Consider the following 22620-nt stretch of genomic DNA (forward strand, 5'->3'; position numbering starts at 1 on the left):
GCTGATGACAATAATTACAATTATGGGTGGCGGGGGGGGGTTAACTGGCATCGTCCTCCCCCTTCGTAGGGGGAGGAGCAAAGCAAACGAGAAACCGAAACTTTCTCGGTCAGCGGTGAAAAGCCGCAGATTGCGCGGCATCCGCATATCTCACTCTACCGTCGAATACTTAACATAATGATTCGAGCAGTTAAAATGCGCCACATACCCCAGTGTTCCATTCGGGCCTTTGGCAGTGAACGGAATGTGGTAAGTGCCTTTATCTTCTTTCGCATCATCACTGATGAAGCTCAACACCGGGACCGACGTGCCCATATTGTCTTTGTCGTTGCCCCAGTTCGGGATACGGTTTTCCATATAGTCACGGGTGACGGTGTCGATCGCATTGCTCTTGCTTATCTGTGCGCAAGCGCCTTCGGTTGAACGCTGCATCCACCAGGGGTATATGTAGACCGAGCCCAGCATCACGACCATCATCAGGAAAATGAATGAAATAATTCCGATCAAAACGACTTTACTCATAGTACTTGCTGCTCCTGAAAATCTTCGCCAAATCATAGCCTGCGCAGAATATTCAATGTTATTTAACGATTAGAAAGCGCGTATGTTACGCCAGTTGGTCAGCAGAGGTTAAGTACTATCAGCCGTTCTGTTGCATTCGGTTACAGAAGCCAGTCCCGTGGGAAACTCTGCGGTGTTAGCCTTTTATCACAATCATTATTTGCACAAGGAGTCACACATGAGTGAGCAATCCACACTTCAACAACCGGTCGTCGCCGTACTGGGCCTCGGCGCGATGGGGCATGCCTTTGCCGCAAACCTGATTAAAAAAGGGTTTACCACCCGCGTCTGGAACCGTACGACCTCCCGCGGAGATGATCTGGTCACCGCGGGGGCGACGCGTGGCACGACGCCGCGGGAAACCGTTGAAGGTGCAGATGTAGTGATCACTATGCTATCCGATGGCAAAACGTCGCTGGAGGTCTATCAGGGGGATAATGGTTTGCTGGCGGGGCTGAAACACGGCGGCATCATCGCGCAGATGGGGACGCTGGGTGTGGAAGCAACCGACAGCCTGATCGCCCTGATCGAAACGCAGCGTCCGGACGTGGTGTTCATCGATGCGCCAGTGTCCGGCACGAAAGCTCCGGCTGAGCAGGCGCAGATTGTGGTGCTGGCCAGCGGCGATCGGGAAGCGGGTGCTGCCGTGGAACCGGTATTTGCGGCGATATCCAAAGCGACTAAATGGCTGGGTGAGGCGGGGCGCGCTTCAAAAATGAAACTGGTGGTAAATGCCTGGTTGATTGCCATGATGGAAGGGATTGCCGAAACCACGCAGCTGGCTGAAGAACTCGGTTTCACCACAGATGACCTGTGGAACGTGCTGGAGGGCGGACCGCTGGCGGCACCTTATATTAAAGGCAAAATGGAGATGTTCAAAGCGACGATTATACACCGCAGATGCAGCTGACGTGGGCGCTGAAGGACATCAATCTGGCGCTGGAAGCGGGTAGTAAACTGGATCTGCCGGTGATGAAACGCATCAGCGAAACCTGGCAGGGCGCTGTGAGTGCCGGCTATGGCGAGAAGGATCTGGCTGTGGTGTATCGTTATCTGGGCGATAAACAATCTTAATAAACCCAGAGCCTCTGGTGAATGTGATGACTGACGAATGACAGATCATCACATTCATTACTCATCACCTGTCATTCATCACCCCTCATTCATAACTTCGCAGTATAAATCAGAGCATCTGGCTATTGGTTATCCGTTCGGAGGCTGTGATAGCGTCGGGATAGGAACACCTTTTTTCATTCAAAGCGGAGTGAGTGATGAGCCAGCCTTCCACGAATATCCCATTGATCGACTTCAGCCACTTTTCAGCTTCGCCGCAAGAGCGAGAAACGTTTCTGTCAGAGTTGCGCTACGCTGCCCGCGAGATCGGTTTCTTCTATCTTAAAAATCACGGCGTCGATAAAACCTTACTGAGCGATGTGCAGAACGCATCGCGCCAGTTCTTTGCCTTGCCGGAAGAAGAAAAGCTGGCCGTGGCGATGATCAATTCCTCACATTTTCGCGGCTATAACCGCGCAGCGTCGGAAATTACGCGCGGTCAGCCTGACTGGCGTGAACAGTTTGATCTTGGCGCTGAGCGACCGGAACTGCTGATAGATGACAACACCCCGGCGTGGGCCAGATTACAGGGTCCGAATCAGTGGCCGGAGGCGTTACCGGAACTACGGCCATTGTTGCTGCGCTGGCAGCGTGAGATGACCGCGATGTCATTGCGTCTGCTGCGTGCGTTTGCGTTAGCGCTGAAACTGCCGGAAGAGGCGTTTGATCCCCTGTATGGCGAAAAGCCCAATGAACATATCAAGTTGATACGCTATCCGGGGCGGCCTGAAGGCGAAGGGAATCAGGGCGTCGGGGCGCACAAAGATTCCGGTTTCCTCAGTTTCTTGTTGCAGGACGAACAGCGCGGATTACAGGTTGAAGTGGAAAAGGACCAATGGGTGGAGGCGTTGCCTGTGCCGGATACGCTCGTGGTGAATATCGGTGAGTTGCTGGAGCTGGCGACCAACGGCTATCTGCGTGCCACCGTTCACCGCGTGGTGTCGCCGCCTGCAGCCGGTGAGCGCCTCTCGCTGGCGTTCTTCCTCGGCGCGCAGCTCGACGCCGTGGTGCCGCTGTTCCCGTTACCGCCAGAGCTGGCGAAAGAAGCGCGGGGCGAGGCCAGCGATCCGCTGAATCCGCTGTTCCGCGATGTTGGTTTCAATTATCTGAAAGGGCGGCTGCGCTCACATCCTGATGTCGCGCAGCGTTATTATTCGGACGTCACGCGTTGATCAGTTTTGTGGCGAGTTGGCGGTATCGATACTGACCACTGCGGACATCCCAGGTCGCAGACGATCGCTTTGTTGCTGATCCGGTTCCAGCTCAATTCGTACTGCAATTCGCTGTGAGATTTTTGTGAAGTTACCTGTAGCATTATCGGCTTTTAGCACGCTGAATTCAGAACCTGCTGCCGGGGAAATTCGCACCACGTGGCCTTTGAAAGCGCGATCGTTAAGGGCATCGACCGTAAACGTCGCCGGTGTGCCGACGCTCATCTCCGCCAGCTGGCGCTCTTTGAAGTTGGCTGTCACCCAGACTACCTTCGGTGTGATGGACGTCATCTGCGTGCCTGCCGTCACATATTGCCCCATGCGGGCGCTCACCTCGCCGAGCTGTCCGTCTGAGGGCGCAACAATTTGTGTATGTTGCAGATTAATTTCTGCGACCTCCACTTTCGCCTGTGCGGCCTTTAAGGCTGCTGCCAGCGAGGCTTTATTGGCATCCACCAAAGCCAGATCCTGACGGGCGATATTCACCGAAGCCCGCGCTTTAGCCACGTTGGCTTTGGCCGTCAGCAAGGCGGCATGTAGTTCATCCCCGATGGTTTTCGACACCAGACCTTTCGCCAGCAAGGTACTGTTACGGCCGGTATCGAGCGAGGCTTTACTTTCGGCGGCTTGCGCACTTTGCAGTTCTGCTTCGGCCAGTTGCAAACTGGCGGCGCTCGACGCACGATTTTGCTCGAAGTTTTGCAGTGTCACCTGCTGCTGTGCGGCAGCGGCCTGTGCCTGCAACAATTCCTGCCGGTAAGTGCTGTCGTCGATCAGAAACAGCACGTCACCTTTTTTTACCGGCATAAAATCCTGTACTTTAACGTCAGTGATGTACCCTGACACCTGTGGGCTGAGCAGGGTGACATTGCCACGTACGTAGGCGTTATCGGTTGATTCTACCTGCGAATTAAAGGGAAATAATTGCCAGCTGTATAAAACCAACATCACGCCGACCACACCCAGGCACAGCACCACTATGATTGACGGATAACGAAATAGATTTTTCATCACTTTTCCTGCATTACTCTTTTAGTTCGATGATAGAAACGAATGACTTACGCAACAGCCTCAGCGGCTTCGCGCTTTTTGGTCTGGATCCGTCCGACAATAATGTGCGCGCAAAGGATGGCAAAGCAGCCCAGCGACATATAAAACACCACCATGAAAACATCGTTATACGCCAGCAATCCCGCCTGTTGAGTCACTTTCAGACTCAGTTGCGTAACCGTCTCGGCATTGAGCTGTGCGCCATCGTTTAATGCCGGTTTCAGCAAATGGCTGTACTGAGCAAGCCGCTCAAGCACCAGCGGATTTTGCAGCGAAATCCCTTCGACCAGCACGCTCGAGTGAAACTTCTCACGCAAAATTTGAATTGTCCCGAGGAACGCACCGCCAACCTGTGCGCCAACATTTTGGGTTGAGAGAAACACCAGCACAAAACTGATGATCTGGCTCTGGCCGTATTGCAGCGCCCGGATAAACCCGAGCCACAGGGAGGTGGGCAGAAATATTGCCCCACCAAAGGCAACCATTCCCTGCGTCAGATAAAACTGCTCGGGGCGCGTATCCAGAGTCGAATGCGCATCCATCCACGCCGCCACGCCAATCAGTGCGATTGAGAACAAATGGATGTAAACAATCCGGTTGGCTTTATGAATAATGCTGACGAACACCAGCCCGGCGAACGTCGCGGCCAGAATGATGCAAAACAGCGTAATAAGCTGATCGTTGAGCAATCCAACCAGATTCAGAAAGCCCACCATGCCGGTGGTTTGCTCTGAAAGCAGCATTCGAACGAACAGCATTGAACCGGTAAACAGCAGCATTTCGGGAGTCATCAGCCAGCGTAAATCGATAATTGGATTCTTGCGTCGCAACTCCACCATAAATGAGAGCGTCAGCGCGATAATCCCGACGACCAGAACTTCACCAATCCAGTCCTTTTCCTGCCACCAGTAGTAGCGGCCCATGGTCAGCACGACCGACATACAGGCCACGGCGGTTGCGATCAGCGGGTAGCTTATCCAGTCCGTACGCTCGAAGACTTTCACGCGCGGCGGGTGAGTCAGCGGCAAAATCCAGATGATGGCCAGACAGATCAGCGACAGACCGGATTCCAGCATCGTCAGCTGGTGCCAGTGCCCGAGATCTAGCAGGTGCGGCGAAATGATGCGGGAAATCGGCAACGAAATCTGGCTGCCCGCCAGCCCGAAGCACAGTCCCGCTGTCAGCTTTTTCGCCGGTGGGAAAATCTCAAACATATAGAACAACGCCAGCGGCCCAAGCGATGCCATCGCCAAACCCATGACTGCGCGCACGGCCACGGCGGTCTGAAAATCATGGGTAAACATTTGCGCCATGGAGGCGACGGCAAAAAACAGCAGGCCGTATTCCCCAAAGCGACGAAAGCCAAATTGAGTACGAATTTTATACAGCAGGATGGTGCCGGTCACACTGGTGGCGGTATACGCGGCAATCAGCCAGTAGCTTTCGACGTTAGAAATTCCAAGCGATCCCTGGATCCCAGGCAGATTTGATCCCACCAGATTGATCCCCAGCCCTTGCGTCATACCAATAATCAACGACGCCATGACGTATACACCGATACGTAATCGTGGGTAACGGGAGAGCCAGTCATGCACCTGAACGGCAAAGGGGTGATGCGTTGAGGGCGGGACCGATCCGGCTTCCGTTGCTGGCGCGGGGGGCTCTTTTAGTGGTGATGCATCCCGTGTTGTTAATTCACCGGCATCCTGCCGGACATCTGAATCAGAACGCGTCGTCATCGTTATGCCTTATAAGTCATTACCCAACTAGCTTGTAGCTTGCTACATAATGTAGTGAGGCATTTCAAAGGTGTCTAGTTCAATTATTCATATCAGTGATATTTACAAATTCAAATAGGGAATAATCAATCAATTACAGAAGTGATTATTGCGGGTAAAAAGAGAGGGTAAGGAGAAAGAATCGCCACTTAAAGCGCGGCGATATTGGCAGTTATGGCGGCAAGAACGCCACGGGCAACGGTGATATTTTCTTCAGGGATGCCTTCCATCACACGGATTAATATGTCGTCAGTCATGCTGCGTACCTGATTGGCCAGATCGTTACCTGCTTCGGTCAGCACGATGTCTTTGGACCGACGGTCGTTTTCACCGGGGCATCGCTCTAATAGCCCTAGCTGTGCAAGGCTGTCAAACAGGCGTATCGCGGTCGGGTGTTCGACTTCCAGCAGTGCGGTAAGCTCTCCCTGCGGAAGACGGCCATTGGCCGCTTCCAGATGCAACAGGACCTGTCCACGGGCAAGTGTCAGCCCGATGGTTTTGAAACGGGCATCACAATAAGTCCGTAACTGGCGGCCAATATGGATGGTTTCCGGGAGGAAGCGCAGGGTAGGCGAAGCGGCCTCCGGTCGGCGGCGTAATGTAGTCAAAGGATCCTCACAGATGGTGCTTTTGATGGCGTCAGGTTAGCACGGTATGTGATATTTTCCACAAAAGTGAGGCCGCTGTTAACATTTTGAGACAACCGGAAGGCGCTGTCTGGCAATGAAGAACCAGACAGCACGGCGCTATTTTGGGGAGATGATATCCACGTGGGAGATATTGCTTTTCATTATCAACTTGCGCAGGAACGGCGAGGTCAGAATGGCGGCTTTTACGATTTTGCTGAACAACTTCAGACGCAGCTTCAGCGTTTTTTTGAGATAGGCGCGGTTCGGATGACTGACTTTGTCATTGAGGATTTACAAATTAGGAAAAAACCAACTCATCAATATTCTGGAGAAAATCGCATGCAACCTGTCATTAATATGATCACGCTGGGCGTTAAGGATTTAGCCGCCGCCACCGAGTTTTATCAAAATGGATTAGGATTTCCAAAAGTGGTGATTGATTCAGACAGCGTCAGCTTCTTTGAACTGGCGGGCGCGTGGTTGTCCTTATTCCCGTGGGATGAACTGGCCAGGGACGCGCAGGTCAGTGCTCAGGGGGAAGGTTTTCGCGGTATGGCTCTGGCGCAAACCGTGGCCAGTGAAGCAAAAGTGGACGCGATTCTTAAACAGGCAGTGAAAGCAGGCGGGACGCTGATTAAACCAGGACAGAAAGTATTCTGGGGCGGATATTCTGGCTACTTCGCCGATCCGGACGGACATCTTTGGGAAATCGCCTATAACCCGTTTATGAAAATCGGGCCAAAAGATGAATAATTAGTTACAACATACAGTCTATTTCTTTTTAAAAAACAGCGTCGTCTGTAACTCTGATAAACACCGCCAGACGGCGGTGTCTTCTTATAATGTCTGGCAGGAAAAGGGGGCTTATAATCCGCGTTTTTCCATCAAAACCGCCAGATCAACCAGACGATTGGAGAAGCCCCATTCGTTGTCATACCAGGCGAGGATCTTCACCAGTTTTCCGCCAATAACCAACGTAGAAAGGCCGTCGATAATAGACGAGCGCGGATCGCCACGATAATCACTCGAAACCAGTGGTTCATCGCTGTAGCCCAGAATGCCTTTGAGCGGGCCGGATTCAGCAGCTTGACGGAATGCCGAGTTGATTTCTTCTACCGTGGCTTCGCGTTTTAAATTAACTGTGAGATCGACGATTGAAACCACCGGTACCGGCACGCGCAGTGAATAACCCGTCATTCGTCCGGCAAGTTCCGGGATGACTTTCCCGATGGCTTTTGCCGCTCCGCTGGAATACGGAACAATCGACACTGCCGCAGCACGGGCGCCGCGCAAATCTTTTTCCGGCTGGTCATGCAGAGCCTGACTGTTGGTATAGGCGTGGGTGGTGTTCATCAGGCCATGTTCAATCCCGAAGGTTTGATGAAGAACCTGTGCGGCCGGTGCTAAACCGTTTGTTGTGCAGCTGCCGTTACTCACCACTTTATGTTTAGCCGGGTCATACTGATCGTCATTCACGCCCAGCACGATGGTAATATCGTCATCTTTACCCGGGGCGGAAATTATGACGCGTTTCGCGCCGCCGTGAGTGATATGCACTTCAGCCTTAGCTTTATCCGTGAAGAAACCGGTGGCTTCGATAACGATATCGACGCCGGTACTGCTCCAGGGAATAGCGGCCGGATTTCTTTCAGAGAATACGCGGATGCTTTTGCCATCGACCAAAAGCTGGCCTTCACCTGCTTCAACGGTGGCGTTCAGCGTGCCGGAAAGGGAATCATATTTAAGAAGATGGGCGAGAGTTTTACTGTCAGTGAGATCATTGATCGCCACCACCTGAAAGTCATCGCGACCGAGAGCCGCGCGCAGGACGTTTCGTCCGATTCTGCCGAATCCGTTAATACCAACTTTGACCATGATGCACTCCTTAGTTAGCGGAACTGCATTCAATGTAGCCTCAAGCTGGATTGGCGTAAATGACAATAAAGAATCATTTTACGCCAACATACGTGCGCAAAATCGTTCGCGATATTCAGTGGGGGTGAGTTGTAGATTACGCTCAAAAACACGGCGCAGATTCAGGCCAGTACCAAAGCCTGTCATGACCGCGATTTGTTCAACACCAAGAGTGGTTTGTTCAAGCCGCTGTCTGGCGGCATTCAGACGGACTTCCTCGACATACTTCGCCGGTGTTATTCCGGTTTCACGAGTAAAGACGCGGGTGAAATTACGCGGACTCATCGCGACGCGCTCTGCCAGTTGTTCGACAGAAAGATCTGCCGTGATGTTATCTGGCAGCCAGCTCTGGAGGTCTCGGATCGGGCCTTCTGCGGCCTGATTTAACAAATAGCGGCTGAATTGCGCCTGACTACCGGGCCTGCGCAGAAACATCACTAAATCCTGTGCCACGTCGCGGGCCAGATTGAAACCGTGATCGTCCTCGACCAATGCGAGAGTGAGGTCAAAACCTGAACTGACGCCGCCGGAGGTCCAGACTGTACCGTCCTGAACGTAGATCGGACCGCGTTCAACCAGGACTTGTGGGAATTCTGATTGCAGTGTATCGAGTAAACGCCAGTGTGTGGTGGCATGGCGTCCATTGAGCAGACCCGTTTCCGCCAGCAGCATTGCGCCGCCGCAAATGGAAACAACGCGGCCGGCATGGGGCGCAGCCTTTTTTATCCACTGAACTACGTCGGAGCCTTCTTCTTTAGTCAGGCCTTTGCCAGTGATAAGGATGGTATCGCGTGGAGTGAGTGGATCGAGATCGCATAAACGGTGATCAGCCAACAGGTTCAGGCCAGAAGCGCCGTGAACCACACGGTGCGGTTGCGTCGTGGCCAGGGTTACCTGATAAGCTGGCGTTCGGGCGTCCTTAGACATCAGACGATTTGCCTGCATGAGGATATCGGCGATACCAGCTGCTTCGAACAACATGCCCCCGTCGGGGACGATAATCAGAAATGTATGCATGGCGTTAAAGGTACTTTTTGTACAAAATAAGTCAATAGTCTGTGCGTAAGAATAATGCCAGAGCAGGGCGCAACAATCGTTAGTCTCTGAAGGGCGCATCTTGAGAAGAGATTAAGTAGTCAAAAAAAAACCAATTAATACATGACCTTCAGAGACGATAACGGTATCTTGTTTTCGCCAATAATCCCTAATTTATTCCTGGTAATTCATGACTTCATTACTCAAAAATCCGTCTCGTTTTTGCATGATTCTAATGCTGTTGATTTTGGCAGGCTGTTCCAGCAAACCGCATTATAAAAAATATGATTCTCACGCCTTTGACGATGAAATCGAAGATGCTGCTGATAAATACAAAGTCGACCGGAAACTGGTGAAAGCCATCATTCAGGTGGAATCCAGTTACAATCCGAAAGCCGTCAGTCCTTCAAACGCCATTGGTTTGATGCAGCTGAAAGCCTCAACGAGCGGCTGTGACGCATACCGATACAAAGGTAAACGTGGTTGCCCGGATAACGACGATTTATATGATCCTGAAACCAACATTGATTTGGGAACGGCTTACATCAGCGCGTTGCAGCATCAGCAACTAAACTGGATCAATAATCCGGTTACGCGGCGTTACGCAACCGAAGTTGCTTATGCCAACGGTGCCGGTGCATTGCTTCGGACATTTTCCAGCAACCGCCAGACGGCCATCAGCATGATTAACCAGCTGTCGCCCGAAGCATTTCACTGGCACGTACGCCAGTATCATCCGGCAGCTCAGGCTCCAAGATATATGGCAAAAGTCGAAAAAGTCTATGCCGGTTTATAGTGCGTAAACCTGACAGCGGGGAGTTTGCTACGTAAATTCTGCAGCATTATGGTACTGATGAAATCTCAGAATTCGCGTAGCGCGATCAATTTCAAAACCGTTTTATTAGAGAAAAGGTCGTTTTCAATGCCGGATAATATGTTTACGGATTTTCCAGACGAGGCGCTCAGCAGACAAGCCGAAACCTTTGAAAGGTTGTTAACTCAGCCAGGCGTGCGTATCGAGAGAATTATTTCCACCGGACAATCGAGCCCACCAGATTTCTGGTACTGCCAGCCACAAAGCGAGTGGGTGATGGTGCTGCAAGGCTCAGCAGGTTTACGGCTGAGAGATGAAAGCGAAACGCGGGTTATGAAAGCCGGTGACTTCGTGAATATTCCCGCGCTCTGTAAGCACCGCGTCGAATGGACAGATGATAAAGAAACAACGGTCTGGCTAGCTGTGCATTATGGTGAAGTAAGGACTGAAGATGAGGCAGGGAAGTTGGATTAAGGTAACTTAGGATTGCGGGTGCGTAACCTGATATCCTATTTAACATAATATACATTATGCGTACTTAAGGTGTAGTAGCTAAATTCAGATGTCCGGTTCTAGCAAACTTAAAATATCGTACTCTCCAGAACCTCAGCGTTCGTCAGGTGCAACGTCTTCTCAACCGCTATCAGATTTATGGTTATTGTGTTGAAATGTGTTCTTAGGTCTTCACAAACGATTTACCATTTTTGAAATGCAGGAAAATTTATGAAAAAAATCACTTTTTATGGACGTTTTGAAACCGATATCCTTGCCGGTCGTAAAACCATCACACTGCGTGAAGCCAGCGATGCAGATTTTGTTGCAGGAGATCAGGTGCGCGTCAGCCGTTATGAAGATGATGTGTTTTTCTGCACTATTGAAGTGACTGGCGTGACGCCGGTGCTGTTTGACGATCTCAACGACGCCCACGCGGTACAAGAAAACATGACATTACCGGAATTGAAACAGGTGATCAGCGAGATTTATCCGGGGCTTAAACAGCTGTTTATGATTGAGTTCCGCCTGATTTAATTGCCATAAAGTGCGCCGTTTTAACACCGGCGCGCCCTTTTCTTCCTCAGCCCTGCCAGCGTGAATTGCGGATAATTGAACAGAAATTCCCTTTGATAAACGCCGGTTCTTTATCAGCAATCACGTCTGCTTTAACATTACCGAACGTCGTTTGCGGTTTGTTTTTTATGCCGTCATAAAAGGCCTGAATAATATCTTCTTTAAACGTAGCCGTACGCGGATGCGCATCGACCACGGCTGTTCGCACATCATCCTGATATTCCGGATAATTAATCCCCAGAACATCCATTTCTACGCCTGCTGTCACCAGTGCAATCACTGGATCCATAAACTCGGGGATGCCGGGTGTGGTGTGTAACGCAATGGCTGTCCAGACCTTATCCATATCCCTGGCACTGACGCCGTATTGCTGCATGAATTCCCGTGCGGCATTGGCTCCGTCAACTTCAAAACGTTTATCGCAGCTGCAATTTTCATGCGTTAGGCCCATGTCGTGAAACATACAGCCAATATAAAGCAGTTCGTGATCGACCTTCAGTTCACGTTGTTGGCCAGCAAGTGCAGCCCAGTAATACACACGACTGGAATGGTGAAACAATAAATCTGATTCGGTATCGCGAACTAATTCGGTCGCTTCGCGGGCCATTTTGCTGTCGGGAATGCGGATGCCGTGGATGTTCAGACTCATGATAGTTCTCCTGTAGGGTTGATTAAAACCAGCTTAAGCCGCAGGATGAATGTCATCAATCGACGTAATATTACGATTAAGGACATTGCGATGTTCTGCGACAGGAAACCTGTTCATGCCTAAACACATTGTGATTCTGGCCGTTCCCGGCGTGCAACTGCTCGACGTTTCCGGTCCGATGGATGTTTTTGCCGAAGCTAATCAGCAGCGTGGCCGCGAAGTTTACAAACTCAGCGTGATGGCGATGACCGATCCTATTATTACATCTTCGTCCGGCACTCGCCTTCTTGCCGATTTAACGCTGGCCACCCCGCTTCCCCCCGATCTGGACACGTTTCTGGTCGCCGGTGCACCAGCGCTAATTCCCTTTATCCATGACGAAATACTAAAGGAAGGTATTTGCCGTTGGTGTCATCATGCCGAACGGTTTGGATCCGTTTGCAGCGGCGCGTTGCTGCTTGCCGCCGCAGGACTGCTGGATCAACGGCGTGTCACCACCCACTGGTCGGTGGCTGAAAAACTGAGTCTGGATTATCCGCAGGTTAACGTAGAAGCTGATGCCATCTTTATTGCCGACGGTGAACTGCGAACGGCTGCAGGCGTGACGTCCGGGCTGGATTTAGCGCTAAATATGGTGGAGGAAGATCTTGGCCGGAAAACGGCATTGGATGTGGCGGCGCAGCTGGTGATGTTTTTTAAACGCCCCGGAGGCCAGCTTCAGTTTAGCCGACACGGACAGGCCTCGCTGAGTGGTCGTTCGGCGTTACAGGATGTGCAGCGCTGGGTGTTGAACTCACTCGAACAACCACATAACGTTCAAAGTCTTGCCACACACATGGGTCTGAGCGGCCGTCACGTCACACGTTTATTCAATCAGGAAATGAGCCAGACACCGGCACAATGGCTGGAACAACAGCGGGTCTTTCATGCCCGTCAGCTACTGGAATCCGGCGGGCTGGCGATGAAGCAAATTGCCGCACAATGTGGATTTTCCAGCGTAGATATTCTGCGAAGAGCCTTTTTACGGCAGTTAAACGTGACACCGTCACAATATAAAAAGCAATATTCATGACACATAATCGCGTGATAAATCAGGCCTCTTCCGCTACCTCAGCCCGGCGGAAGCAATCAGGATGATGGGTATTAATAAGCCCGGTGGCTTCCATCCAGGCATACACAATGGTCGGCCCGACAAACTTAAAACCGCGCTTTTTCAACTCTTTCGATATACGTTCAGACAGTGCATCTTTGGTCGGCACCGGCCCATGATGTTGGATGGCTTTACCGCCGATCTGCGTCCAAATCCACTCGCCGAAATCTTCCCCCGCCTGCTGCATCGCCAGATACATTTTCGCGTTATTAATTACCGCCGTAATCTTGCTGCGGGATCGGATAATATCGGCGTTGTTCACTAATTTTTCGATGTCCTCTTCAGTAAATTCGGCGACTTTATGTGGTTCGAAATTGCAAAATGCCAAACGTAACGCATCACGCTTTTTCAATACAATCCGCCAGGATAACCCTGCCTGAAAGCCATCGAGCATGAGTTTTTCCCACAGTGCGCGGCTGTCGCGGACCGGTTTGCCCCATTCTGTATCGTGGTAATTGATCATTAGGGCGTCGTTGAGATTCCAGGGACAACGGATCAAGGCATTGCTCATCATGGGGCTCACTTCCGTGGGTTTGGGATAGTCTACCCGACGGGGTTTGTTAAAAACAAATTAAGACCGTGGGACAGGACTTAAGGTTGAGACCTTGGGTTCTGGACGAGAAAAGCAAACCGCCCTACTAAACAATGCCCCGAACACAAAAGTAAGGGTGTGCACTTTTATTCATCTTCCCCTAAACTGTATGTTGTAACTAACTGGAGGCGATATGGCAGATTATGATTTAATTGCTCGTATGAACGGTTGTTTCAACGAGCTGGAAATGGCGTTGCACGATCTCGGGAACTTCCTGAGTAAGCTGGAATTATTGCAGGCGCGGGTCTTTGCATTGCCGGAAATTGCCAAAGGCGAGGAACATAATCCTGCCGATAAAATCGCAGTAACGCCTTATATCGGCGAAGCCGCACAGGAGATGGCGTTGCAACATTTTCAGCGGCTATTCATTCATCATAATAACGAGAATATCAGCAGCAAATCCGCTGTCCGCCTGCCAGGCGTTCTGTGCTACGCCGTTGATGCCGCTGAACATCAGTCTGCCCTGCTGCTCATTGAAGAAGTGAATAAACTGAAAGCTGAACTCGAACACATTGTTACTGTGGAATCAGGTCTTGCCCGCGAGCAGCGCTTCGAGTTCGTACATACCCATTTGTGCGGCCTGATTACACTTAACGCTTATCGTTCAGTGACTTTCCTGAACGACCCCGATTCGGTGCGATTTGGATGGGCGAACAAGCACATTATTAAGAACATCAGCCGTGGAGAAGTGCTGGCAATGCTCGAAAAAAGCCTGAACGCTGGCCGGGCTGTATCGCCTTATACCCGCGAGCAGTGGATGGAAAATATTAACCGTGAAATGATTGATGTTAAACGATTGCCGGAACATGCCGCGCTGAAGTTTAAACGGCCAGTCAAGGTGCAGCCAATCGCCCGCGTGTGGTACCGCAACAGCCAGAAACAGGTGCAACACCCCTGCCCGCTGCCGCTGATTGCGCTGTGCCAGAAAACGCCGATGATGCAGGTGCCAAAATTAGGTGAACTGCCGGATTACGACGTCACCACCATCAAACATAAGTACAAGCCTCAATCACAGCCGCTGAGTTTGCTGATTAAACGGCTGCATTTATATACCGATTATCCACTGTGATCTGCTGCTATAAATGAAAAAAGGCCCGGTAAGCCGGACCTCTCAGGGTATTTACATCAGAAGGAATTATCCCTTCATGCTGCCGACCATCGCTTCCGGGCGAACCCATTCGTCAAACTGTTCTTCGGTCAGATAACCGAGTTTTAGCGCCGACGCTTTCAGAGTCAGCCCTTCTTTATGGGCTTTCTTGGCGATTTCCGCCGCTTTGTCGTAACCGATGTGAGTATTGAGCGCCGTCACCAGCATCAACGATTCGTTCAGCAACTGCGTGATGCGGTCACGGACAGGCTCGATGCCGACCGCACAGTGCTCATTGAAACCGCGCAATCCATCAGCCAGCAGGCGGACGGATTGCAGGAAGTTGTGGATCACCAGCGGGCGGAACACGTTCAGCTCGAAGTTACCGGAAGCGCCGCCGATATTGACCGCAACGTCATTGCCCAGCACCTGCGCGCAGAGCATGGTCATAGCTTCACACTGAGTCGGATTGACTTTACCTGGCATGATCGAACTGCCCGGTTCGTTCTCAGGAATGGAAATCTCACCGATGCCGCAGCGTGGGCCCGATGATAACCAGCGGACGTCGTTGGCGATTTTCATCAGCGACGCGGCCAAACCTTTCAGCGCACCGTGCCCGTGAACCAGCGCATCGCAGGTGGCCAGCGCTTCAAATTTATTGGGTGACGTGACGAAAGGTTGCTTCGTCAGATCTGCCAGCGTTTTCGCCACACGCACCGCGTATTCAGGATGAGTGTTCAGCCCGGTCCCTACCGCCGTACCGCCCAGCGCCAGCTCTGCAATGTGCGGAATACTGTTTTCAATGTGCGTCACGCTGTGCGCCAGCATCGCGACCCAGCCGGAGATTTCCTGACCTAGCGTCAGCGGCGTCGCGTCCTGCAAGTGTGTACGGCCAATTTTAACGATATCGCGATAGGCTTCGGCTTTGGTTTCCAGCGTTTTATGCAGCACTTTCAGCTCTGGCAGCAGCGTTTCGCGCAGTTCCAGCACGGCGGCGACGTGCATCGCCGTCGGGAAGACGTCGTTCGAACTCTGACTTTTATTCACGTCATCGTTCGGATGCACTTTACGCGCCTCGCCACGCTCGCCGCCAAGGATTTCACTCGCGCGGTTAGCCAGCACTTCGTTCATATTCATGTTGGTCTGGGTACCGGAACCGGTCTGCCAGATGGAAAGCGGGAATTCGGTCGGATGTTTACCGGCCAGCACTTCATCGGCGGCGGCAACAATTGCATCGCCCCGTTCAGCGGGCAGCAATCCCAGATCCATATTGACGCTGGCGGCCGCGCGTTTGGTCAGGGCCAGTGCGTGGATCAGCGCCGCAGGCATTTTTTCAGAGGAAATACGAAAGTGTTCAAGCGAACGTTGCGTCTGTGCGCCCCAAAGCTTATCTGCCGGAACATCGATAGGCCCCATTGAGTCTTTTTCAATGCGAGTCGCTGTCATTGTTGTCTCCTTAGATACTTATTTTCGAATGAGTGTCAGGTTTTATGCAGGATTTTCAAAAGCCGTTGGCGCTTCCAGGCATTCATCAGCGGCCAGTCGAGTATAGTGACATATAAGGCTAACGTATCGCTCCCCGGCCTGTAAATGAGAAGAATTGTCATTCACCGCACTTTTTGACCCATCGCAGTTGTAAAGGATGCGCCGTCATTGTTTACTAGCGGGTAGAATTTTCCATTCAGGATGAAGCAATGCAAAAGATGCATAACGGTGTACAAAATTACGCCTGGGGCAGTAAAGACGCGCTGACCGAACTTTATGGTATTACGGATCCGCAAGGTCGTCCGATGGCAGAATTGTGGATGGGTGCCCACCCGAAAAGCAGTTCGCAGGTTGAGAATGCCGCCGGTGAGACGATTTCACTGCGCGACCAGATCAGCGCCAGTCTTGACGAACAGTTAGGTAAAAAAGTCGCCAAACGTTTTGGTGAGCTGCCTTTCCTGTTCAAAGTATTGTGTGCCGATCAACCGCTGTCAATCCAGGTTCACCCGAGTAAAGGCGCCGCCGAACTGGGTTACGCCAAAGAGAACGCCAACGGTATTCCTCTTGATGCCGCTGAACGTAACTACAAAGATCCCAATCACAAGCCGGAACTGGTTTATGCCCTGACGCCGTTCCAGGCGATGAACGGTTTTCGCGAACTGCGTGAAATTGTTTCTCTGTTGCAACCCGTCGCCGGTGCGCACTCATTGATTGCCAGTTTCCTCTCTTATCCTGATGTCGATCACCTGCGTACGCTGTTTGCCGGTTTACTGAGTCTGGAAGGCGAAGACAAATCTCGCGCGCTGGACGTGCTGAAATCCGTATTGATCAATCAGCACGGTGAGCCCTGGGACACCATCCGCAGCATTTATGAATTTTATCCTGACGATACCGGCCTCTTCTCTCCGCTGCTGCTGAACGTCATCACCCTGCAACCGGGCGAAGGCATGTTCCTGTATGCGGAAACTCCGCATGCGTATTTGAAAGGCGTGTCGCTTGAAGTGATGGCGAACTCCGATAACGTTCTGCGCGCCGGTCTGACGCCGAAATATATCGATATCCCTGAACTGCTGGCCAATCTGAAGTTCAACGCCAAACCGGCCAGCGAGCTGCTGACCACGCCGGTGGAGAAAGGCGCGGAACTCAACTTCCCGATCCCGGTCGAAGATTTTGCGTTCTCTGTTCATCGCCTCTCTGCTGAGCCACAAACGCTGGCTCAGGACAGTGCAGCTATCGTCTTCTGTATTGAAGGCCAGAGCGTGCTGGTAAAAGGCGAGGAATCGCTGGTGCTGAGTCCGGGGGAATCCGCTTATCTGTCTGCCAGCGAATCACCGGTCACGGCCAGCGGCAACGGACGCATTGCCCGGGTGTTCAATATCCTCAGTAAATGATCAATTGCTTAAACAAATTGAGGCTAATGGCCTCAATTTGATGAATTATTTACTGATTGAGCTACACTCAGGGGACTATTAACGCCGCAAGGCGTTTTTTGTTTTCGAGACATTTCATAAGGATAAACAGAGATATGAAGAAGTCGTTAGTCGCTGTAAGCGTCATTGTGGTCCTTGGCGCAGCCTGGACAGGCGTCTCGTGGTACACGGGTAAACTCATTGAGCAGCATATGGATGAGGAAGTCGCCGCGGCCAATACCCAGTTGCAGACTGCCTTCCCGAAAGCCGGTCTGAAAGTCAGCTATCAGGATTATCATCGCGGGCTGTTCAGCAGCAAACTGCGCATCGTTCTGCAACCTGACGCCGCCGCTGCCGCCGCAGGCACCAGCGCGCTGAAAACCGGCGATGAAATCGCGTTTATCGAAACCATCGATCACGGCCCGTTCCCTGCCGCTCAGCTGAAGAAATTCAACCTGATCCCAAGCATGGCGTCGGTGCATTCTGAACTGCAAAACACCCCAACACTGAAACCGCTGTTTGACGTGACTAAAGGCCGTTCGCTGATTACCGCAGACAGCCGCGTGTCCTACAGCGGCGCGAGTTCTTCGGCTATCGACATCATTCCGGTGACTTACCAGAAAGAAGACAGCCAGCTGCAATTCTCCGGCGGTACGGTGAATGTAGATGTAGATAAAGAACTGACGGCGATGAAGCTGAAAAGCAACATCGACAGCGTGGCGATCACCTCCAAAAACCAGTGGGGCCAGCTTGAGAAAGTGACGCTGACCGGTTTCGACATGGACAGCGATACCCAACAGGGTAAATTCCAGGTCGGCGTGGGCGATCAAAACCTGAGCGTGAAGCAGATCCTGGTGAACGTTGACGGTAAAGACGCAGGCTCACTGGATAACTTCAAACTGGTCAGCAAGTTCTCTGAAAACGGCAATAACATTGGCGGCCAACAGGATTACACCATCGACGCACTGAAAATTCAGGGCGCTGATTTTGGTTCTGCAAAACTGTCCCTCAAGCTGGATAAGCTGGACGGCGCAGCGCTGAAGCAATTTGCTGATAACTACAACCAGCAATCCCGCGCCCTGCTGTTGCAGCAAGGCGAACTGGATCCGGCGGTGTATCAGCAACAAGCCGCCGACCTGCTTCTGGCCAATCTGCCACTGCTGCTTAAAGGCAATCCAAGCATCAGCATTGCTCCGCTGAGCTGGAAAAACAGCAAGGGTGAAAGTACCTTTAATCTGCATCTGGATCTGAAAGATCCGTCCGCAACGCCGGCACAAACTCAGGATCAGATGTTGTCTCAGCTGATCAGCAAAGTTGACGCTAAACTGTCTATCCCGCTGCCAATGGCGACAGAAGTGACCACTCAGGTCGCGAAACTGGAAGGTTACAGCGGCGATGACGCGACCAAGCTGGCACAGCAGCAGGTGCAGGGTCTGGCGGCAATGGGTCAGATGTTTAAACTGACTACCGTGAAAGATGACACCCTTTCCAGCACCTTCAGCTATGCTGGCAATCAGGTTAACCTGAACGGTCAGACAATGACGTTGCAGGAATTTGCCGGTCTGTTTGGCATCTTCGGCGGTTCTGTTGCTCAGCCACAGTCAGAAGCGCCAGCGCCTCTGGCACCACCGGTTGCGCCGGTTCCGGCCCAGTAATCTGCCGCAAAGACGTTAAAAGGCGCTCAGCGCTGCAATGAAATCAAAGAGGGGGATCGGATGATCCCCCTCTTTTTTATTTAGTTTCCGATGCTTATTTAAAGTCGGCGTAAGGCGTCAGAGGCTGCGGAGGCAAATCGAGATCGCCCTGCCATCCGCCGAGTGAGTATCGGGCATAAAGCAAAAAGTGACTCGGCGTATAATCCTTCGCCTGCTGAATATCCACACCCGCACCGACCGTCCAGTGCGAGCTCACCCTTCTTTCCAGCAGCGCCTGCACGGTATAGCCGAAACCGGAACCGCTGCTGCCAGAATCCACCGCGCTTTTATCTGCATCATCCATATTCGTATCCGCCACCAGGCTTTGGATCGGATAACGTTTCTGATCGCGGGTGGATGAACGTGACCATGAGACCGAGCCGCCCAGCTGCCATGACCAGTTTTCCGTACGCTGGCGATAATTCACCGGCACCGCAAGTGAGAAGTATTGCTGCGGGCTGTAATAACCGCCCTGTCCCAGCGTGTAACCGCTGAGGTCTTTCTGGTAATGCCAGATCATCGAACTCAGGCCAACGGTCGCGCGCCGGTTATCTTCATTGATGACTTTGTAGTAATAGCCGCCCATCAGCCGTTCGCGGGTGTTATCCGCCACGTTCTCGCCGGTCAGCTGATGTGCGCTGAGATCGGCCCATACGCCGTTGGCTTCACCCTGATCGTAACTTAGGCCGAGGCTGGCCCCGGTTGCGCGAACGCCGCCCCAGGTGGTGTTGGTGCCGGGGTCTTTCGCTCCGGCGAAAGAGAGTAATGAGCTGGAAATCGGGCGGCGCGATACGGTAGTCGTCCAGCCAATTTGATGCCAGTCACCGCTGTACGCCAGCCCGCCGACCCAATCCACTACCTCGAACCCGAGCGGCGTGGTACCCAAATCCCCTTTCCATTTTTCGTTTTCCCAGCCCGCCGCCAGGCTCAGGCCGTTGGCGGTCTGGCTACGGTAACGACGGCACGCTGATTTGATGTCGCCACAGGTGCCGAAGCTTTCATCATAGTTGCCGTTCTGACTGTCAAACGTGCCCGCATCCATCCGCACCCAGTCGGCCCGCAGGAATCCGCGCCCCTGATAAACCGGCATATCTGCCTGAAACATCATGGTATTGGCCGTCAGATCGGATTTTCCCGGCGTGCCGCTCGATGTCCAGGAGTCGTTATCTGCCGTGAAATTCACATCCTGCTGGCGGTATAAATCATGGGCATCGGCGCGGATCCCGCGCTTTAACCAGTCATCTCCGGCGTGATTACGGGTAAGACGGGTATAGCCGTCGTTGTCTTGCGGCACACTGTCGGTTATCCCGCTGGCCACCATCGCCTGCCCGTAATCCTGACGCGCGAGATCTGGCTGGCCGAGCTGCTGTTCGACATTCGCCGCATTGCGGTAAATCAGCGCCTTGTCCTGACCGGCCGGTTGCGATCGGGCAGCGGTTTTGAGCGGCTGCAACAGGGTATAGGCTTTGGTGGTTTCACCGACGTCCAGCCAGGCGGTAGCGACGCGGCGCTGCTGGTTGAGACTGAGAGTCTCCGTGGAAAGAGTGACCTGCTGCAAACGCTGTTTCGCCAGCGCCGTATTGCCCGATGCCAGTGCGGTATCAATGCCAGTGAACGTTTTATCGAGCTCGATACGCTGCGCCATTTCGCGCATATTGGCGTCCCACCTGGTTTCCGGCAGGGTGTGCAAATGACGTAACGCGGCATCGTCGCGATCTGAACCGGAGAGATACAGCGAATAAGCGTATACCTGTTGCGGATCCGCAGGCTTCTTCGCAGCCAGCTGCGCAAACGCCGCGTCGGCTTTCGCCGGTTCTCCCGCTGCGCGCAACGCATTGGCGTAATGGTAAGTGCTCCAGACATCGTCCGGATTGAGTTTCAGCAGCCGTGCATAACGGTTAGCCGCCTGATCCCACTGACGTTCCGCCACATATTTCTCTGCCTGCGCGGTCAGCATATCGCTTTGCAAACTCTTCTGACGATCGCTGAGTTTAGCCCGCGACGTCTCGGAAAGTGTATTCAGATAATCGAGCGCCTTTTGCGGCGACTGACGCTGATAGATATTCACCAGCCCGCGCTCGGCGCTGCTGTTGTTGCATTCGAGCGACAGTGCGCGGCGGTAGGCCTGTTCAGCAAGCGGATCGTTTTTGCGCGCTACGGCGACGTCACCGAGGCCAATCTGCGCCCACGGATCGCGGGAATCGATACGCTGCGCCTGTTTATAGGCAGCCTCGGCCTGCTCAGTCTGCCCGGCTTTCAGTGCTTTATCGCCCTGATCGATTTTGAGCCAATAACTGTTGGTCTGGATCAGGCTGTTCCATTTACTGGAATTGTAGCCATTTTGTTCTGCGGCTTTGGCACGCTGGAACATCGCTAACGCCTGCTGACGGTTGCCCGCGCGGGAATACGCCAGCCCCATCGCACCCAGCACTTCGGCGTCATTCGGTTTTTCCTGCAAGGCTTGTTTGAGCGGCGCAATCGCCGCCGTCGAACCGCCTTTCTCTACCTGCGCCAGCCCTTTGACGCGCGCCTGATAATGCGGATCCGCCAGCATGGCCTGCTGACGCTGGAGTTCCTGCTGCGCGGCAATGACCTGCGGGCCGGTATCAAAGGTGGCGATAAACTGCTGCAATGCATCGACGCTGTCATTGCCGACCGGCTGTGCCCTGATGCGCGACAACCAGAGATCGGCCGCCGGTGAACGCCCTTCATTGGTGGTGGCGATCTGTTTAACCAGACCCACCGCCTGGGCGTTATCACCGGCATCAAACGCCATCTGCGCCAGTTGCAGGCGCAGCTGAACGTCACCGGGATACTGATTATTCAGTGCCTGAAGCTGCGCCTGCGCACGGGCTTTTTGCCCCGGAAGACGCGCGACTAGCTGCCAGTATTCCACCGCTAAATCCAGCGTCGGCGGCTGCCCCTGAAACAGCGCGTCGTACTGCGCTTTGGCTTCATCGAGACGTCCGGCCGTTGCCAGTAAACGCGTCTGTTGCAGTTTTTGCTGCATTTCCGGTGAGGCAATATGCAGGCTCAGCTGCGCCTGACGGTATTCGGCAGAGCCGGGCGCGACCTGCTGAATCTTCTCCAGCTGCTGTTTCGCCTGTGCCTGATTCCCCTCGCGCAGGAAAAGACGCAAACGCGCGGAAAGTACCTGCGGATTTTGCGGATCCATCAGTTCGAGTCGAAAAAGCGACTGACGCACCAGATCTTCCTGATGGCTGGCCTCGCCGACCCGCACCTGTTCCAGCAACCATTGCTCCGGCGACACGACCGGCGCAGCGTTAGCCGGAGTGTATAAAAATGGATTGTACAAAAGCGCCAGCCCCAGCGTCAGGGCCAGTCGGTTAAAGGTGAGCGGCGTATTACGACAAGTTTTCA

At 52.8% G+C, this 22620-nt stretch carries 19 protein-coding genes and 1 pseudogene; 10 read left to right on the forward strand and 10 right to left on the reverse strand.

The window, feature by feature from the left end; genetic code table 11:
* Window positions 1-150: 150 nt before the first annotated feature.
* Window positions 151-522 (reverse strand): YebF family protein, encoded by a 372-nt coding sequence (locus tag ACMHLI_RS07235; protein WP_413528862.1) that lies wholly within the window; start codon window positions 520-522, stop codon window positions 151-153.
* Between the two features lie 217 nt (window positions 523-739).
* On the opposite strand from ACMHLI_RS07235, the pseudogene ACMHLI_RS07240 reads away from it, so the two are divergent.
* Window positions 740-1635, forward strand: a pseudogene (locus tag ACMHLI_RS07240) (NAD(P)-dependent oxidoreductase).
* A 197-nt stretch (window positions 1636-1832) separates the two neighbouring features.
* Entirely contained in the window at window positions 1833-2846 is a 1014-nt protein-coding gene (locus ACMHLI_RS07245) for an isopenicillin N synthase family dioxygenase (protein WP_413528863.1), read from the forward strand.
* Here ACMHLI_RS07245 and ACMHLI_RS07250 read toward each other — a convergent pair whose 3' ends face one another.
* The 3 genes from ACMHLI_RS07250 to ACMHLI_RS07260 form a co-directional block, all read right to left on the reverse strand.
* A complete protein-coding gene (locus ACMHLI_RS07250; RefSeq protein WP_413528864.1) occupies window positions 2847-3896 on the reverse strand; it encodes an HlyD family secretion protein in 1050 nt (349 codons plus the stop codon). It lies immediately after the preceding gene.
* A gap of 47 nt (window positions 3897-3943) precedes the next feature.
* A complete protein-coding gene (locus ACMHLI_RS07255) occupies window positions 3944-5674 on the reverse strand; it encodes an MFS transporter (RefSeq protein WP_413528865.1) in 1731 nt (576 codons plus the stop codon).
* Window positions 5675-5862: 188 nt separating this feature from the next.
* Window positions 5863-6321: a MarR family winged helix-turn-helix transcriptional regulator gene (locus ACMHLI_RS07260; RefSeq protein WP_413528866.1), complete on the reverse strand. Its 459-nt coding sequence runs from the start codon at window positions 6319-6321 to the stop codon at window positions 5863-5865.
* A 360-nt stretch (window positions 6322-6681) separates the two neighbouring features.
* Between ACMHLI_RS07260 and ACMHLI_RS07265 the strand changes: the two genes are divergently transcribed.
* A complete protein-coding gene (locus ACMHLI_RS07265) occupies window positions 6682-7095 on the forward strand; it encodes a VOC family protein (RefSeq protein WP_413528867.1) in 414 nt (137 codons plus the stop codon).
* A gap of 111 nt (window positions 7096-7206) precedes the next feature.
* On the opposite strand, the gene gap is transcribed toward ACMHLI_RS07265, so the two are convergent.
* On the reverse strand, window positions 7207-8217 hold the full coding sequence (gap, locus tag ACMHLI_RS07270) for a type I glyceraldehyde-3-phosphate dehydrogenase (protein ID WP_413528868.1): 1011 nt from the start codon (window positions 8215-8217) through the stop codon (window positions 7207-7209).
* 78 nt (window positions 8218-8295) lie between these two features.
* Window positions 8296-9273 (reverse strand): GlxA family transcriptional regulator, encoded by a 978-nt coding sequence (locus ACMHLI_RS07275; protein WP_413528869.1) that lies wholly within the window; start codon window positions 9271-9273, stop codon window positions 8296-8298.
* 208 nt (window positions 9274-9481) lie between these two features.
* Here ACMHLI_RS07275 and ACMHLI_RS07280 point away from each other — a divergent pair, with 208 nt between their 5' ends.
* From ACMHLI_RS07280 to yqfB, 3 genes are all read left to right on the forward strand, one after another.
* Window positions 9482-10087 (forward strand): transglycosylase SLT domain-containing protein, encoded by a 606-nt coding sequence (locus tag ACMHLI_RS07280; RefSeq protein ID WP_413528870.1) that lies wholly within the window; start codon window positions 9482-9484, stop codon window positions 10085-10087.
* Window positions 10088-10135: 48 nt separating this feature from the next.
* Window positions 10136-10579, forward strand: a complete 444-nt coding sequence (locus tag ACMHLI_RS07285; RefSeq protein WP_413528871.1) for a cupin domain-containing protein — start codon at window positions 10136-10138, stop codon at window positions 10577-10579.
* 249 nt (window positions 10580-10828) lie between these two features.
* Complete coding sequence (yqfB, locus tag ACMHLI_RS07290) at window positions 10829-11134, forward strand: N(4)-acetylcytidine aminohydrolase (RefSeq protein WP_413528872.1); 306 nt, start codon at window positions 10829-10831, stop codon at window positions 11132-11134.
* Between the two features lie 46 nt (window positions 11135-11180).
* On the opposite strand, the gene ACMHLI_RS07295 is transcribed toward yqfB, so the two are convergent.
* Entirely contained in the window at window positions 11181-11822 is a 642-nt protein-coding gene (locus ACMHLI_RS07295; RefSeq protein WP_413528873.1) for an HD domain-containing protein, read from the reverse strand.
* A gap of 115 nt (window positions 11823-11937) precedes the next feature.
* Here ACMHLI_RS07295 and ACMHLI_RS07300 point away from each other — a divergent pair, with 115 nt between their 5' ends.
* Complete coding sequence (locus tag ACMHLI_RS07300; protein WP_413528874.1) at window positions 11938-12894, forward strand: GlxA family transcriptional regulator; 957 nt, start codon at window positions 11938-11940, stop codon at window positions 12892-12894.
* Window positions 12895-12913: 19 nt separating this feature from the next.
* On the opposite strand, the gene ACMHLI_RS07305 is transcribed toward ACMHLI_RS07300, so the two are convergent.
* Window positions 12914-13483 (reverse strand): DNA-3-methyladenine glycosylase I, encoded by a 570-nt coding sequence (locus ACMHLI_RS07305; RefSeq protein WP_413529019.1) that lies wholly within the window; start codon window positions 13481-13483, stop codon window positions 12914-12916.
* Between the two features lie 214 nt (window positions 13484-13697).
* Between ACMHLI_RS07305 and tus the strand changes: the two genes are divergently transcribed.
* The gene (gene tus, locus ACMHLI_RS07310) at window positions 13698-14633 is read left to right on the forward strand and encodes a DNA replication terminus site-binding protein (RefSeq protein ID WP_413528875.1); all 936 of its coding nucleotides are present in this window, start codon (window positions 13698-13700) and stop codon (window positions 14631-14633) included.
* Between the two features lie 66 nt (window positions 14634-14699).
* Here the strand turns inward: tus and fumC are convergent, their stop codons facing one another.
* Window positions 14700-16097, reverse strand: a complete 1398-nt coding sequence (gene fumC, locus ACMHLI_RS07315) for a class II fumarate hydratase (protein ID WP_413528876.1) — start codon at window positions 16095-16097, stop codon at window positions 14700-14702.
* A gap of 248 nt (window positions 16098-16345) precedes the next feature.
* On the opposite strand from fumC, the gene manA reads away from it, so the two are divergent.
* Complete coding sequence (gene manA, locus ACMHLI_RS07320; protein WP_413528877.1) at window positions 16346-17527, forward strand: mannose-6-phosphate isomerase; 1182 nt, start codon at window positions 16346-16348, stop codon at window positions 17525-17527.
* 134 nt (window positions 17528-17661) lie between these two features.
* On the forward strand, window positions 17662-19200 hold the full coding sequence (locus tag ACMHLI_RS07325; RefSeq protein ID WP_413528878.1) for a YdgA family protein: 1539 nt from the start codon (window positions 17662-17664) through the stop codon (window positions 19198-19200).
* Window positions 19201-19294: 94 nt separating this feature from the next.
* On the opposite strand, the gene ACMHLI_RS07330 is transcribed toward ACMHLI_RS07325, so the two are convergent.
* On the reverse strand, window positions 19295-22582 hold the full coding sequence (locus ACMHLI_RS07330) for a cellulose synthase subunit BcsC-related outer membrane protein (protein ID WP_413529020.1): 3288 nt from the start codon (window positions 22580-22582) through the stop codon (window positions 19295-19297).
* Window positions 22583-22620 lie beyond the last annotated feature (38 nt).

The sequence above is a fragment of the Rahnella inusitata genome, assembly GCF_965118895.1.
In the GTDB taxonomy this organism is placed as follows: Bacteria; Pseudomonadota; Gammaproteobacteria; order Enterobacterales; family Enterobacteriaceae; genus Rahnella; species Rahnella inusitata_A.